11 protein-coding genes are annotated in these 16,772 nt (G+C 40.9%); all 11 read right to left on the bottom strand.

Annotated elements, in window-relative coordinates; translation table 11 throughout:
- Positions 1-8: 8 nt before the first annotated feature.
- Positions 9-653 carry a phosphoserine phosphatase SerB gene (gene serB, locus D8801_RS01985; protein WP_125847467.1) on the bottom strand — a complete coding sequence of 215 codons (645 nt, stop codon included), beginning with the start codon at positions 651-653 and terminating at the stop codon, positions 9-11.
- Between the two features lie 61 nt (positions 654-714).
- Complete coding sequence (glgA, locus tag D8801_RS01980; protein WP_125847465.1) at positions 715-2,148, bottom strand: glycogen synthase GlgA; 1,434 nt, start codon at positions 2,146-2,148, stop codon at positions 715-717.
- The gene (gene glgD, locus D8801_RS01975) at positions 2,145-3,284 is read right to left on the bottom strand and encodes a glucose-1-phosphate adenylyltransferase subunit GlgD (RefSeq protein WP_125847463.1); all 1,140 of its coding nucleotides are present in this window, start codon (positions 3,282-3,284) and stop codon (positions 2,145-2,147) included. The genes glgA and glgD overlap by 4 nt, the downstream gene beginning before the upstream one ends.
- Positions 3,274-4,416, bottom strand: coding sequence for a glucose-1-phosphate adenylyltransferase (locus D8801_RS01970; RefSeq protein WP_000787260.1), 1,143 nt, complete (start codon positions 4,414-4,416; stop codon positions 3,274-3,276). Before D8801_RS01970 ends, glgD begins: the two co-directional genes overlap by 11 nt.
- The gene (glgB, locus tag D8801_RS01965; protein WP_125847461.1) at positions 4,406-6,334 is read right to left on the bottom strand and encodes a 1,4-alpha-glucan branching protein GlgB; all 1,929 of its coding nucleotides are present in this window, start codon (positions 6,332-6,334) and stop codon (positions 4,406-4,408) included. Before glgB ends, D8801_RS01970 begins: the two co-directional genes overlap by 11 nt.
- 276 nt (positions 6,335-6,610) lie before the next feature.
- Positions 6,611-8,035 (bottom strand): NADP-dependent glyceraldehyde-3-phosphate dehydrogenase, encoded by a 1,425-nt coding sequence (locus D8801_RS01960; protein WP_125847459.1) that lies wholly within the window; start codon positions 8,033-8,035, stop codon positions 6,611-6,613.
- Between the two features lie 194 nt (positions 8,036-8,229).
- Positions 8,230-10,515, bottom strand: coding sequence for a type I pullulanase (gene pulA, locus D8801_RS01955; protein WP_125847457.1), 2,286 nt, complete (start codon positions 10,513-10,515; stop codon positions 8,230-8,232).
- Between the two features lie 147 nt (positions 10,516-10,662).
- Positions 10,663-12,621 carry an NAD-dependent DNA ligase LigA gene (gene ligA / locus D8801_RS01950; protein WP_125847455.1) on the bottom strand — a complete coding sequence of 653 codons (1,959 nt, stop codon included), beginning with the start codon at positions 12,619-12,621 and terminating at the stop codon, positions 10,663-10,665.
- Between the two features lie 89 nt (positions 12,622-12,710).
- Positions 12,711-13,889, bottom strand: coding sequence for an MFS transporter (locus tag D8801_RS01945; RefSeq protein ID WP_125847453.1), 1,179 nt, complete (start codon positions 13,887-13,889; stop codon positions 12,711-12,713).
- A gap of 80 nt (positions 13,890-13,969) precedes the next feature.
- A complete protein-coding gene (locus tag D8801_RS01940; protein WP_125847451.1) occupies positions 13,970-14,833 on the bottom strand; it encodes an Rgg family transcriptional regulator in 864 nt (287 codons plus the stop codon).
- 3 nt (positions 14,834-14,836) lie between these two features.
- Entirely contained in the window at positions 14,837-16,738 is a 1,902-nt protein-coding gene (locus D8801_RS01935) for an ABC-F family ATP-binding cassette domain-containing protein (RefSeq protein ID WP_125847449.1), read from the bottom strand.
- Positions 16,739-16,772: the final 34 nt, after the last annotated feature.

Genomic DNA, 16,772 nt, shown 5'->3' with positions numbered 1-16,772 from the left:
GTTCCCTCTCATTCTAAGAAATCAATCAAAGGCAAAACTTCTAAAAGATCCCTCGTATCTACATGACAAGCTATCTCAGCTTTTACGACCTCCTTGGCACAAAAGGCTATACCGTGACCTGCTGACTTTAACATCAAGAGATCATTAGCTCCATCACCGATGGCAATCGTTCTTTCTTTGGAAAGTCCTAGTTCCTTTCTCCAATTCTCAAGAGTAGCTTGTTTTACTTGACCTGTCACAATTTCACCAACTAATTTTCCAGTTAAAAAGCCGTCTTTGACTTCCAACTGGTTAGCAGAGAAATAGGAGATACCAAGGGATTTTGCTAATCTCTCAACTATTGGTGTAAAGCCACCAGACACTAGACCGACTGGAATGCCATTCTTTTGAAGTGTGGTGATAAATTCTTGAGCATTCTTGGACAGATGAATGGATTTGAAGACAGTATCAAAGACCGAAATCGGAAGACCTTTTAACAAAGCCACTCTCTCTCGCAAACTCCTTTCAAAGTCCAATTCACCTCGCATTGCCTGGCTTGTAAGCTGCGATATTTCTTCTTCGCAACCTGCTTCTCTTCCTAAAAGATCAATCACTTCCTCTGCTATCAGGGTGCCATCAACATCCATAACACAGAGCCCCATTACTTGAGTCATCACTTCTCCTCTTTTCTAAACAGCCCAAAAATCGTATGAAAGAATCATACGATTTTATCTATTAGTTGACTAGACTATGGTACAAGTCCAGGTAAGACTTGCAGGCTGTATCCCATGAGAAATCGCATTCCATAGCTTGTTTTTGTAGATTTCTCCAAACGTCTGGCTGGTTCTTATAAACATCCAAGGCTGTTTGGAAACTCCAGTTAAGCCAGTATGGTGTTAAATTGTCGAAGCTAAATCCAGTACCAGTTCCTTCAATCGGATTGAAGGATTGAACTGTATCTCTTAGTCCACCCACTTCATGAACCAATGGTAGTGTTCCATAACGCATGGCCATCATTTGTGACAAGCCACATGGTTCAAAACGGCTCGGCATGAGGAAGAGGTCACAAGCTGCGTAGATTTCTTGAGCAAGTTTGACGTCAAAAGTGATATTTGCTGATAGCTTGTCAGGATAGACTTGAGCAAACCATGAGAAAGAATGTTCAAAAGCAGGATCCCCTGTTCCTAAAAGAACGATTTGAACGTCTTCTTGCAAGAAACGATGCAAGCTTTCTACGACAACATCAAAACCTTTTTGGCGGGTCAATCGAGAGACGATCCCAACTAGTGGAACATCTGCTCGTACTGGTAGACCAACTCTCTCTTGCAATTTTGCTTTATTTTGTGATTTTCCAGACAAATCTTCCTTATCAAAATGATAATCTAAAAGTGGGTCTGTTTGAGGATTATAAAGATCTGCGTCAATACCATTGACAATACCTGAAACCTTACCTGACTCCATCCGAAGAATCTGGTCCAAACCGCAGCCGAACTGACTGGTCATAATCTCGTGCGCATAGCTAGGGGAAACGGTTGAGACACGATCCGCGTAGAGAATACCTGCTTTCATCCAGTTGAGGCAATCATTCCAACGAAGGGTCCCATCAGCGTAACGTTCAAAACCGACTCCAAACAAATCCCACAACATTCCTTCAGAAAACTGACCTTGGAATTCCAAATTATGAATAGTTAAGACGGTTCTGATTCCTTGATATGCCTGAATCCATCTGTATTTTTCCTTCAAGAGGAAAGGAATCATAGCGGTGTGATAATCATGGGCATGGAGAATATCTGGAATGAAATCAATTCGCTCCATGGCTTCAAGAACAGCCAGTTGGAAGAAGGCAAAACGTTCACCATCATCGAAATCTCCGTAAACATGACCTCGGAAGAAATACGTTTGATTGTCTACGAAGTAGAAGGTAACACCATTCAAGACGGTCTTCTTAATACCACAGTACTGTCTACGCCATCCTACACTCACTTCAAAGTGGAGAAGATCCTCAATCTGGTCGCCGAACTTAGCCTCTACCATGTCATAGTAAGGTAAGACAACCGCAACTTCGTGCCCTGCCTTTACCAGTGATTTGGGAAGAGCGCCAATGACATCTCCCAAACCACCTGTTTTTGAAAAGGGCGCACCCTCTGCTGCTACGAATAAAATTTTCATGAATGAATATCCTCTGTAACTTTTTCGCCTTTTTTGACTACAACTGGGTGTTCTGCAGTACCGCGAATAACGACACCGTCAGCAACTTCAACCCCTTTGTCCAAGATTGCATACTCAACTTGGGCACCTTGGCCAATCACAACACGAGGGAATAAAATGCTGTCTTTCACCACACTATCTTTGTGAACATAAATGTTACGAGATAGGACTGACTGAACTACTTCACCCTCAATGATACTACCAGAAGCAAACTGAGAAGTACTTACTTTTGAAGTATTCGCATAGTAGGTTGGTTCTTCATTCTTAACCTTGGTATAAATCTTTTGGTTAGGTGAGAAGAGAGAGTAGAATTTTTGAGACTCCAGCATATCAATATTGGATTGATAATAGGATTGAACAGAGTGAATATTGGCTAGGTAGCCAGTGTATTCATAAGCAAAAGCACCTTCTTTAGCTGCCAACTCACGTAAAACATAGCGTAATTTTTCTGGGTATTCTTTTTGAACTTCTTCTTCCAAACGCTTAATCAACCACGGAGTATCAACGACGAATATATCTGTAGACATGTTGAAAAGTTCATCTGTTGATTTGGCATCAAAAAGTTTATGAGAAAGAACACGGTCTGTTTCATCCACTTCCAAGATGGCATTAACATCTGAAATATCCTTTTTAGGTAATTTCTTATAAACAACTGTAATTGGACGACCAGCAGTAGTATGTAAATGGAATACTTGATTGAGGTCAATATTCACCACGATATCACAGTTAAGTGCAACCGTCTGATTTGATCCTGAACGTTTCAAATAAGTGAGAAGCTGTTGGTAATATTCTTTCCCAACTGTGCTACTTTCAACACGAGTATTGTAAATTCCTAGATAGTAGTGACTGAGAAGGGTAGATAAGCCCCACTCACGACCTGAACGAATGTGGTCAAAGACTGAACTGATATTATCTTGTTGAAAAATACCAAAGATACTACGAACACCTGCATTTGCAAGACTGGAAAGGGGGAAGTCAATCAAACGGTATTTCCCGCCGAAAGGCAAGCTAGCTACCGGACGGTGTTCTGTTAACGTTGACATATCATGAAAACCAACTGTGTTTCCTAAAATGGCTGAATATTTATCAATCTTCATCTGTTGCTACCCCCACTACTTCATCATATCCTACTACTTGTACTTCGTCTGTTCCATCAATTTCGACACCTTCAGAAATAACAGCACCTTCACCAATGATAGCACGTTTAATTTTTGCACCTTTTCCGATAATGGCACCACTCATGATTACAGAGTCTACTACTTCAGCACCCTCACGTACTTGCGCTTCTGTTGAGAGAATGGAATGCTTAACAGTTCCATCCACGAGACAGCCATCCACAACTAAAGAATCTTCTACATGAGCGTGTTTTCCAATAAAGTTTGGTGGTGAAATCAAGTTGCGTGAGTAGATTTTCCACTGACGATCACGACTATCCAAAGCGTTGTTTGGATCAATGTATTCCATATTTGCTTCCCATAGAGACTCGATAGTACCAACGTCTTTCCAGTAGCCTTTGAATTCATAAGCATAGACACTTTCTCCAGACTCAAGGTAATTTGGAATAACGTTTTTACCAAAGTCTGACATATCTACCTTGCTCTTTTCAGCAGCAACAAGCATATTGCGAAGTCGTTTCCAGTCAAAAATATAAATCCCCATAGAAGCCTTTGTAGACTTAGGTTGAGCAGGTTTTTCTTCGAATTCAACGATACGATTATTGGCATCTGTATTCATGATACCAAAGCGACTAGCTTCTTTGAGAGGTACGTCTAGGACAGCTACTGTCAAGCTGGCATTGTTGTCCTTATGTGATTGGAGCATGTCATCATAGTCCATCTTGTAAATATGGTCACCAGAAAGGATCAGAACATATTCAGGATTGACACTGTCGATGTAGTCAATATTTTGGTAGATAGCGTGGCTAGTTCCTTCAAACCAACGATTTCCCTCGCTTGCAGAGTAGGGTTGAAGAATAGAAACACCTGTGTTAATTCCATCCAGACCCCAGCTCGAACCATTTCCAATATGGTTGTTTAAGGCAAGAGGTTGATACTGCGTAATAACACCGACGTTGTGAATCCCAGAGTTAGCACAGTTTGAAAGCGCAAAGTCAATGATACGGTAGCGCCCACCGAATTGCACTGCTGGCTTGGCAATGCTTTGAGTGAGTTTTCCGAGACGTGTTCCTTGCCCACCGGCAAGGATCAAAGCTAGCATTTCATTCTTCATTTTCTACTCCTTTTTGGGTTTTATTTGTGACAGTTTTAGTTGGTTTCAAGCGACGTTTAATCTTCCAGATACTTGCTCCCATAGCTGGCAAGGTAAAGGTCAAGGTCTGCTCATAATCCTTCCATAATCCTTCTTGAGTTTGAACCGTTTGGTTGTATTCTTTCCAGACACCACCCCATTGTTCCAATTCTGTATTCCAAACTTCTTCGTAAACTCCTGCGACAGGAAGTCCGATTGTAAAGTCTTTTCGTTCAACAGGCGCCATATTAAAGACACAGACTAGCATTTCACCCTTTTTACTCTTACGAATAAAGGAAAGGACACTCTGATCTCTATTATCCGCATCGATAATTTCGATGCCGTCGTAGCTGGTGTCAATTTCCCAAAGGCAACGGTGCTCTTTATAGAATTGATTGAGTTGAGAAGTGAAGTACTTCATCTTAGCATTCATTGGATCTTCCAAGTTAGACCATTCTAGCTGTTCCTCAGACTTCCACTCTAAGAACTGACCATATTCGCTTCCCATGAACAAGAGTTTCTTACCTGGATGACAAATTTGATAAGTGTAGAGATTTCGCAAACCTGCAAATTGATTGTAGCGATCACCCCACATCTTGTGCATCATGCTTTTCTTACCATGCACGACTTCATCATGTGAGAAAGGTAAGAGGTAGTTTTCATTAAAAACATACATGAAGCTGAAGGTTACCAAGTTAAAATCATACTTACGATAAATCGGGTCCTCCTCGTAGAAACGGAGAATATCATTCATCCAGCCCATATTCCACTTGTAGTCAAAGCCAAGACCGCCCATTTCTTTCATACCAGTAATCTTTGTTGCTGATGAGCTTTCTTCTGCAATCATCATCACATCTGGATGAGCTAACTTGATAACAGTGTTCAAACGTTGAAGGAAATAGTAGCCTTCGTAGTTGAGATTGCCACCGTCTTTGTTTGGAGTCCAAGGAGCATTATCATAGTCTAGGTAGAGCATATTGCTAACTGCATCCACTCGAATACCGTCTAAATGATAAAAGTCAATCCAGAATTTAATGCTAGAAATCAAGAAGGACTGGACTTCATTCTTCCCAAGGTCAAAGTTAAGAGCTCCCCAACCATAGTTATGGGCCTTATTGTGGTCTTGGTATTCAAAAGTCGGTGTTCCATCATAATAAGCTAGAGCGTCATCGTTGATGGTAAAATGACCTGGAACCCAATCCACAATTACACCGATATTGTTTAAATGACATTCCTCAACAAAATCTTGGAATTCCTCTGGTCGCCCATAAGAGTGCTCCATAGCAAAGTAACCCATAAGCTGGTAGCCCCAACTCAATCCAAGTGGGTGAGCCATTAAAGGCATAAACTCGATGTGAGTGTAGTTCATCTCAACAAGGTATGGAATGAGTTCTTCCTTAAGTTGTGCAAAGCTGTATGGACTACCATCTGGATTTCTCTTCCAAGATCCAGCGTGGGCTTCATAAATATTGACTGGTCTCTCAAAAAATCCCAGACGTTTGCGACGCGCTAGCCAAAGCCCGTCTTTCCATTTCTTGTCTGGTATGTCAGTCAGGATAGCTCCCGTCTCTGGGCGGGCTTCAAAACGGACTGCCAATGGGTCAATCTTCATAATCTGATGACCATTTGCACGCGTGATATGATATTTATAAATCTGACCTTCCTGAGCTTGGCTCGTAAAGACTTCCCAAACACCCGACTCATTCCGTACCATAGGAATTTGGTGCTCTGTCCAGTTTGTAAAATCACCAACTAAGTGCACAGCCTGAGCGTTAGGTGCCCAAACACGGAAAGTAAAACCAATTTCTCCGTCTTTTTCCTCTTTATGTGCTCCTAGATAGTGCTGAAGATGAAAATTTTCTCCAGTAGTAAAGGTTCTCAATGCTTCTTGATTATTCATCCAATCCCCTTTCTCAATGTAAGCGTTTTCTATATGTCTATTATACTATCTTTTAAAAGAACTTTCAAGCAGTTTACGGAATTTCTTAAAAAATATCTTGAAAATTTTAGAAAATATATCTTAACATTATATAATTTTTCATTTAATTGTTGAAAAAAATAAACGATTTGCATATATTTTCTTAGTATAATATCAAAACATTCGTTATTTTTCAATTTTTAACTGGATTTTTTAGTAAAAATAAAAATCAGGAATGTTATTTCCTGATTTTAGAAATTATTTCACATCAAAAACAATGGATTTTACATTTGTCATCGCTTCGATACTATATTTAATTCCTTGAACTCCTGCACCAGAACCTTTTACACCAAGAAATGGGAAATTATCTGGTCCACGTTGTGTTTTATTATTAATGTGAACAGTACCGACTTCAAGTTTTTCAGCGATTTCAAATGCTTTTTTAAAATCATTTGTGAACACGGATGATTGAAGACCGAACTCAGATTCATTGGCAATTGCTACCGCTTCATTTGAATCGGAAATACGGATAATTGGCAGAACAGGACCAAACGGTTCTTCCCATGCTAATTTCATATCTCTTGTGACATAATCAAAAAGTCCCGGCCAAATGAGATTGCCCTCACGTTTGGTTGGACTGAGTGCTTTGGCACCTTTATCTTGCGCATCCTGAATCAATCCCCAGATAAAATCAGCTGAAGCATTGTCAATAACAGGTGTGATATCAGCATTGTCAAATGGGTCACCAACTGTTAGCTTAGCAACTTCTGCCTGAAGTAATTCAGCCAATTTATCCGCTACACTTTCCACAACCAAGACACGCTTGATAGCTGTGCAACGTTGCCCTGAATAGCTAAAGGCTCCACCGACGATTTGTTTAGCTGCGTGTTCCAAGTCTGCATCTTCGAGAACGATAGCTGCATCTTTCCCACCAAGTTCAAGCATGATAGGACGCATTCCAGCTAAACGACCGATTCGCTCACCAATTGGAGTCGAGCCGGTAAAGTTGATAAAGTTCACTTCTTTGTGCTCAATGATATAGTCACCAATTTCAGAACCTCGTCCAGTTATCGTATTAAATACTCCTGCTGGAATACCTGCCTCATCAAAAGCCTTAGCTAGCAAGAGACCAGAAATAGATCCTTGCGTTGGTGGCTTAAACATAACGACATTTCCTGCAATCAAAGCCGGAGCAATTTTAGATCCAGAAAGGTTGACTGGGTAGTTAAATGGCGCGATAGCTAAAACGACACCAACTGGCTCACGACGGACAACGGCTAGTTTGTTTTTACTGGCAGCTTCAAAACCGCCACCTTCCATTGCTTGTCCAGTGATACGGAGACCTTCTTCAGCGGCAAAACGGATCAAATCTGCTGTACGAACTACTTCTCCGATAGCTGCCTGAATTCCCTTTGCCACCTCCTTGGCAAGTATCGTTCCAATTACTTCCTTGTCACGTTCTAAAATATCTGCCGTCTTATGCAAATAGGCCGCCCGTTCTACGGGTGCTAAATCACGCCATGCAGGAAGAGCTGCACGCGCAGCTTTCATAGCCTCATCAACTTCTGCCTGACTCATAGCTGGTACTGTCCCCAGCTTTTCCTGATTAATGGGTGAATAGATTGCAATTTCCTTTTCAGATGATTTCCAATTTCCATTTACTAAATTCTGATATCTTACCAATTTTCTTCCTCCTGAAAATGATTAAAACTTATTTTATCAAATTTTCAGAAAATTACAACCCTTTTTGTGAAAAAATTGAGATTATTTTCACAAACTTGATTCGTCAAATAGTTTGACACTTGATTCTACTCTTCATTGAAAACTTATAAATGATAAAAAGGATTAGACAATCTAACCCTTTTTAGTTTATACATTTAAGAGAGTACTTTTAGCACTGCGACACTAGTATCATCAATGACATTTTCTTGTTTCGAACTACTATTGGTCACAAGCATTTCTAGATTTCCTGCATTTTCAAAGTATAAGGAAGTTCCCTTGGCATTGAATACTACCAATAGATGTTCGGGTCCCCCGTGAATCTCGTAAACAATCCATCCGCTATTTTCTGCAGCTGTGTGGACAAAGACATGACGGTAGACTTCTTCGTATGTAGGATAAGAAAAGGCGCTAGTTTTTGTCTTCAGTCGAATAATTTGACGGACAAAGTCAATGCTTTCTTGTCTTTCATTGATCAAATCCCAGTTTATTTGGTTGACACTGTCAGGAGCGTTGTAACTATTCATAGCACGTTCTCGGTCTGCCGGAGTAAGTTCTCCGTGTTCGCCTGTCGGAATTAACTTGGTTCGACCAAATTCTTGCCCAATTTCCATAAAGGACATTCCTTGCATGAGAAGATTCATTGCTGTCGCTGTCTCGACCTTGCGCATAATCTGGTCTGAACTTTGATCAGGATGAAGAGTTGCCAGCAAATCATGTAGATTGTAATTGTCATGGGCTTCAACATAGTTGAGAACCTGGTTTGGACTGAGATAAGAACCCAATTCTCGGCTACCAAGAATGGCCTTGGCAATGATTGGCTCAGTGGCTGCGCCACTTACAAATCCTGACTTGATTGCACCATAAACTTCTCCTCCTTTGACCGCATCACGCTGATCATCATTGAAGAATCCGATATTTGGCATTTGGTAGGCATTGTCCTTCTTGGCCTTATCATAAGGTGCAAGACCTGTTCCCATATCCCAACCTTCTCCATAGGTGATAATACGGGGATCAACCTCATCTAGCGCCCAACGAATCGCTTGCATGGTTTTGACATCATGAATACCCATCAAGTCAAAACGGAAACCATCAATATTGTACTCTTTCACCCAGTATAGGAGAGAGTCAATCATGTACTTACGGAACATTTCATGTTCACTCGCTGTTTCATTTCCTACACCTGTACCATTTTGGAAGGTTCCATCTGGGTTCATGCGGTAGTAATAATCTGGAACAGTTATCTGGAAAGGCGCATCAACCGTTGAGAAGGTGTGATTATAAACCACGTCCATGATGACACCAATTCCTGCATCATGATAAGCCTGAATCATGGTTTTCAGATCACGAACGACTTGTCCTGGATCATCTGGATTACTAGAGAAACTTGGTTCTGGTGCATTGTAGTTTTGAGGATCATAGCCCCAGTTATAGGTTACATTTCCATCCTCGTCGTATTCCTTATGACGATCAAAGATAGGCTGGAGTTGAACATAGTTGCATCCAAGTGCTTTGATATAGTCAAAGGCGGTTGCTTGGCCAAATTGGTTTACAGTTCCAGTCTGGGCAGCTCCAAGGAAGGTTCCACGGAGATGCTCTGCCACTCCAGATGTTGGAGATTTGGTTAAATCTCGGATATGCATTTCACAGATAACCGCTTTACATGGATTATCTAAACGCCAAGGAGCATCTGTTCCATGTTTGACCTCAAATCCTTCTACTTGTCTGTCTTTGTGTGAGAGAATAACAGAACGTTTTCCGTCAGGACTAGTTGCAGTTGTATAAGGATCTCTTGTCAAAGTCTGGTGGTGAGGAAATTCAATTTGATACTGATAAGCCTTACCAGCAAGATTTTCATCTAAGTCTAGACTCCACACACCAATGGTATTATACTTATGACTGTATGAATAGCTATTTCCACGCTCTAGATTAAAGGTTTTCCAAATCGGAGCGTCGTTGCTGGTATTTTCATAGACAAGCACCTGTACAGCTGTAGCTGTAGGAGCCCAAAGTTTAAAGCTTGTCTGATAATCTGAAAGGCTATAACCTAGCTCTCCTTGGTAGCCCCAGTGGTGATCAAAACTAGCACTATGGATTGCTTTATCAAAAGCAAATGGATTTTGATCTTTGTAGTAAGGACTAGCAATGGCCGGGTTTTCAGAATAATAAACCGTCTCATCGCCCTCTAAAATCCAAACTTCTGTCAGAAGGGGATAGTGGTTATAACGCACGGGATATTCCTTAACTTTTCCATCAATTTCAACTGAGAACTTTAGGTTTTCTAACTTTTCTTGACTTGTGACTGTGAAAGAGAACTTTGCGCCAAAAAAGTTATTCTCATAATACAATTTTTCAACATTGTCCGCCTGTTTTCTACTAAATGAACAGGCTGCATAATCCCCATTTTTTCGATGAAAATGGATGACTACAGGGTAATTAAACATTTCTTTTCCTAATTTCATTTTAAATTTTTTATGTGGTGCTGATAGATTCAGCGATTGAATATCTGACTGACAATAGATTCAATCTAGGTAAAAACACTTCAAGCGAGATGGTTTCAGACTATCTAACACCTAGCTTTCTACTATTCTCTACAAACTTTCCAACCAGGCTTCATCTCGAACTTCAATACCAAGTTCTTGAGCTTTTTGGAGTTTGCTTCCTGCATCCGCTCCTGCTACGACTAGATCTGTTTTCTTGGATACACTGCCGGTTACCTTAGCTCCCAGACTTTCGAGTTTGCTTTTTGCTTCTGAGCGAGTGAGACGTTCCAGTTTTCCAGTCAGAACTACTGTCAAACCTGACAGGGCTGCGTCTGCTACTACAGTCTGACCTTTGTAGTCTAGATTGACCCCTGCTTCTTTCAGCTCATCTAAGAGAATCTTAGACCCTTCTGTAGCAAAATAAGTCTGAAGACTTTGGGCAATTACACTACCCAAGCTTTCTATACTTGCCACTTCCTCTGGGTCTGCCTGAGCCAGATTTTCAATTGAATGGAAATGCTGAAGCAAGAGCTGACTAGCCTTACTTCCTACATGACGAATTCCCAAACCAAACAAGAGTTTCTCAGCTGAGTTTTCCTTAGAGGCTTGAATAGCCTGATAGAGTTTAGAGGCTGACTTTTCCTTGATGCCTTCTAAAAGGAGGAAATCGTCTTCTTTCAAACGATAAATATCTGCCACGTCCTTGACTAGATTGGCAGCGAAGAGTTTCTCAACTATGGAAGGACCAAGGCCCGTAATATTCATGGCATCTCGAGAGGCAAAGTGAATCAAGCCTTCCATAATTTGAGCAGGACAGCGAGGATTGATACAACGAAGAGCCACTTCGTCTTCAAAATGAAGCAAGTGACTGTCACAACTTGGGCAATTTGATGGAATATCTAGTTTTTCTTCAGAAAGACGTTTAGACTCTACCACACGCAAGACAGCAGGGATGATGTCCCCAGCCTTATAGACGATAACTGTATCGTCTTTGCGGATATCTTTTTCAGCAATATAATCTACGTTGTGTAGTGTTGCACGGCTAACAGTCGTACCAGCAAGCTGAACAGGAGTTAGGTTGGCAGTTGGCGTGACAACACCAGTACGGCCAACTGTCCAGTCAACTGAGAGTAGTTGGGCTTCTTTTTCCTCAGCAGGAAATTTGTATGCAACTGCCCACTTAGGCGCTTTAACTGTAAAACCGAGTTCTTCTTGACCTGCTAAGTCATTGACTTTGATAACCACTCCATCAATATCGTAAGGCAAATGTTCCCGTTCTTTTCCTACTTCTTGGATAAAATCCCAGATTTCATCTATGCTTTCAGCCAAAATTCGCTTAGGATTTACCACAAAACCGAGTTGTTCTAGGTGCTTCAAAACTTTTTCTTGGCTATCACGAGTTGAAGGGCTAGCTTCTTGATAGAGGAAAGTGGCAAGATTGCGCTTGGCTACTACTGCTGTATCCAACTGTCGCAGGGTTCCAGCTGCCGCATTACGAGGATTGGCAAATTCAGGCTCTCCATTTTCTTGGCGAGCTTGGTTGACCAGATCAAAGGAAGCGCGTGGCATGTAACACTCCCCACGAACGGTAATATCAAGTTCTTCTGGTAAGGTCAAAGGAATATCCTTGACACGCTTGAGGTTTTCGGTGATATTTTCTCCAATAGAACCATCACCACGTGTCGCCCCAGCGACCAAAATCCCCTTTTCATAAGTAAGAGAAATAGACAAACCATCGATTTTCAACTCACAGATATAGGTAGGATGGGGTAACTCCTTACGAACACGCGCATCAAAAGCTTCTAACTCTTCACGTGAAAAAGCATCCTGCAAACTATAAAGGGGATACTGATGACTGTATTTTTCAAAACCATCTAAAACCTTGCCACCAACACGATGGGTCGGACTGTCCGCTAAAACTTGATCTGGATAGGCAGCTTCCAACTCGACCAACTCTCGGTAGAGGCGATCATACTCGCTATCTGAAACCGAGGGATTATCGCTCGTATAGTACTCGGTTGCATAGCGGTTGAGTAAGGCAACTAACTCATTCATTCTTTCATTCATAAAACCATTTTACCACAAATCAAGCCCTCCTCACAATAGAGAAGGACTGAAAAATGGTTTGTAGTGTAATATTTTCTAAAAAAGAGAAATTATAACTCTTTTTTAAAATGACTTCGTACATAAACGAGGGATAAACAAGACAGGGCAACAACCCCGCTTCCAATTATCAAGAAAGAAAAGAGATGAACACTTGGCAGCACTGTCATAAAGCCTTTTGCAATCGGCATAAATAGGATGGCTAAGGTAAAAATTGTGCTTAGTACCCTTCCCAAGTATTCCCCCTCAACCTTAGTTTGCACCTGAGTAAAAAAGTGAATATTAAAAATCGTCATAAACAGTTCACAAACTAAATTTCCAGAAAAGGAAAGAAAAGTTAGCAGTGGTAATCCCATCATAAAAACTCCAACTCCAGTCAAAGCCAATAGAATCAAAAGATTATAAACATTTGCCTTTATTTTACTAGCTAGAAGAGCTCCCACAATGGAACCAATAGCGCCCATAGTTAAAATAGTTGCATAAGCTCCTTCTACCCTGTAAAGCTGATCTGAAAAAGGGAGGAGAAATTCAAAGGCTGCAAAAAAGAAATTAACACTGGAAGCGACTAACAAAAGGAAAAAAATTTCTTGCTGGCGCCAAATATAGCGAATCCCTTCTTTCATATCAGAAAGAATATTTTTCCAGCTGAAAGTCTTTTTCTCTTGTAACTGAGTCTCTTTTTTGGGAAGGAAAGCTACTAAGATAAATGCGATGAAAAAACTAATAGCATCTAAAACGAGTGTCATATGGAGACTGGCAAATTGTAAAACGAGGAAAGAAAGTACAGGGGAGCTAACACCTACAACCTGCAAAACGAGCTCTAAACGAGCATTATAGGTCACAATCTCGTCTTTCTCTACAACCTCAGTTATAATGGCTTTGTTAGCTGTACGAGAAAATGCAAAGGCAACCGCCTGAACAATATTGGCAAAAATCAAGGCAGCAATCATCAAGCTATCATTTCTGATAAAAGAAATAGCTAAACAGAGAACGCCACAAATCAAGTCCGTCGTCATCAAAATTTTGCGACGCGAAAAGCGGTCTGAAATCACTCCTCCAAAGGGATTGACCAGAATCGATGTGACCAGTTCAGAAATTTGATAAATCCCAAGAACAGTCTGTCCTATCGTTCCCATTGAAGCCAACCAAACACTGTTTCCATAATCATAGAGCATATTCCCTACCTTATTAATAGCCCCACGACTAATCAACTGGATTGCATGTCGATTCATATAAAAAGCTCCTCTCAAATTTTGAAACTATTGTATCAAAACTGAAAGGAGTTTCTTCGTTTTTCCCTTATTTGGGAAATTTAAGGATTTACAAATTTTTCATAATGTTCCTGATAGTAAGCCACTTGCTCTGGAAGTCCAAGTACATCAAAAATATGCATGGCTTCCTGCATCTGGTTACAACCTTCATTACACTGTCCTTTTTGGTACAAGGAAAAGCCTCTTAGATAATGGAAAATATTACGCTCATACAGTTTGATACCATCACCAATAATCTTCTCTACATAAGCTTCAAAATAGCTGGCATTTTCAAAAGCAAAATTTTCCAAGCAATGCTGGTAACAGTTAAGAGCTAGAATCAAAACGAGTTTTCGATGGCGACCAATTTCTTTATAGTAGTCTTCTCGCTCCATGACTTCTCTACCAATCCGAGCCACATAGTCCACATTGTAGAAAGTATAGAGATTACCAAAAAGAATCAACTCATACATAGTCCATTCTTCTGTTTTGAAGAGATAATCTGCTACCTTATCCAAATCACTCTGCTTCATAGTGTAACTGGCATCTCTTTGACAAATAAGGCCTTGTAGCAGAATCCAATTCAGCTCAAAATAGAGGGGATTGATCGAACTCTTCGCTTTCTTAAGCTGTTCCTTTTGAAGCTTTTGAAAACCTGCAATATCATTTGAGTAGTAAAGCGGAATAATCTGTGCCATCAAGGCAACATGTTCATGATTTTGAAAATCCCTAGCCTTGTCCATGAAATTTTCAATAGTCACATGAATATTGTCCAAAATCTCAAAGAAACGAGAAACTGCTAGGTCAGACTCCCCAAGCTCGAAGCGAGATAACTGAGAGGTTGAACATGATTCACCTGCTGCCTCTTTTAAGGAGTATTTCCCACTTGTTCGAAATTCACGAAATACCTTTCCAAGATGTTCCATTTCTTACACCTGCTCCGATAATTCTTCCCACTCAAGCATAGCTTCTTCCTGACGATGGCTGATTTTGTCCAGTTCAGTCTGCAATTCCATGAGTTTTTCAGCATCATTGGTTTCCAGCATTTTTTCAGAAATGGTTTGGCTTTGGCTCTCTAACTCTTCGATTTCAGCCTCTAAACTCTCTATTTGGCGCATGAGCTTACGGGCTTCTTTCTGACTTTCTTTCTGAGCTTGATAATCATTGGCTGGACTTGCTTCTTTTGCCTGATTACTCATTGAAGCTTCCTCTGTCTGGCTCGCTTCTACTTCTGCTTTCTTCTCAACATAGTAATCGTAATCTCCCAAGTAAAGAGTCGAGCCGTTCTCAGATAATTCCAAAACATGAGTGGCGACACGATTGATAAAGTAACGGTCATGGCTAACAAATAGCAAGGTACCGTCAAAGTCAATCAAGGCATTTTCTAGCACTTCCTTGCTATCAATATCCAAGTGGTTGGTCGGCTCGTCAAGAATCAGGAAGTTATTGTTTTCCATTGAAAGTTTGGCAAGAAGTAAACGAGCTTTCTCGCCACCAGACAGCATGCCGACTGACTTTTTGACATCATCTCCTGAGAAAAGGAAGGCACCAAGGCGGTTGCGAATCTCAACTTCTGGAGTCAGTTTAAAATCATTCCAAAGTTCATCCAGAACAGTATTACTTGGTGTTAGCTTGCTTTGGGTTTGGTCATAGTAGCCAACCTCAACATTGGCACCAAAACGTTTTTCTCCCTTGATAAAAGGGATCTGGTCTACTATTGACTTGATAATGGTTGACTTCCCAATGCCGTTTGGTCCTACGATGGCAACAGCACTCATCTTACGAAGATCCAGATTGATAGGCTCTGAGAGTATTTCCCCATCATAGCCAATGGCTGCATTTTCAACTGTCAGGACAACATTCCCAGACGTTTTTTCAGATTGGAAGGTCATGTTGGCTGATTTCTTACCAGCTTCAGGTTTGTCCAAACGCTCCATTTTTTCCAATTGTTTCCGGCGAGATTGAGCGCGTTTGGTCGTTGAAGCTCGGACTAGATTACGATTGACAAAGTCTTCCAGAGCAGCGATTTCCTTCTGCTGCTTTTCATAGTTCTTAGCTTCCGTTGCTAGTTTTTGTTCTTTCAGCTCGACAAAACGAGAGTAATTTCCCACATAGCGATCTAAGGAATGCTTGGTCAAATCGAGTGTAACCGTCGCAACCTTGTCTAAGAAATAACGGTCGTGGCTGACAATAATGAGGGCACCGCTATAGTTTATCAAGTAATTTTCCAACCAGGCTATGGTTTCAATATCCAAGTGGTTGGTTGGCTCGTCCAAGACCAAGAGATTAGGCTTTTCAAGGAGCATTTTTGCTAGAGCCAGACGAGTATTTTGACCACCAGAAAGCTCGGCAATTTTCATCTGCCACATAGATTCGTCAAACTTGAAGCCATTCAAAATAGCACGGATATCAGCTTCATAGGTAAAGCCACCAGCCTGACGGAAATTTTCTGACAAACGGTCATAATCCGCCATCAGTTTATCCAAATCCTCACCAGACTTTTCACCCATCTCCAGTTCCATCTGACGGAGTTGCTTCTCAGTTCGACGTAGGTCATCAAAGACATGGAGCATTTCATCGTAGATGGTATTTTCAGACTCAAATCGGCTATCTTGGGCTAGATAAGACAGAGAAATATCTTTTTTCTTATTGATTTCCCCACTAGTTGGCTCCTCTTCTCCAACCAAAATCTTCAAAAGAGTAGACTTACCCGCTCCATTTCTCCCAACGAGGGCAATCCGATCTCGTTCATCTACTTGCAGATTGATATTATCAAAAAGAACCTCTCCTGCAAATGAACGTTCAATTTTATTAGCTTGTAAAATAATCATATATGTAGTATAGCATGTTTCCCTAAGGGGTTCA

The organism is Streptococcus oralis (genome assembly GCF_003943415.1).
In the GTDB taxonomy this organism is placed as follows: Bacteria; Bacillota; Bacilli; order Lactobacillales; family Streptococcaceae; genus Streptococcus; species Streptococcus oralis_BJ.
Note: the sequence above shows the minus strand (reverse complement) of the source record. Positions and strands in the feature narration are given on the sequence as shown.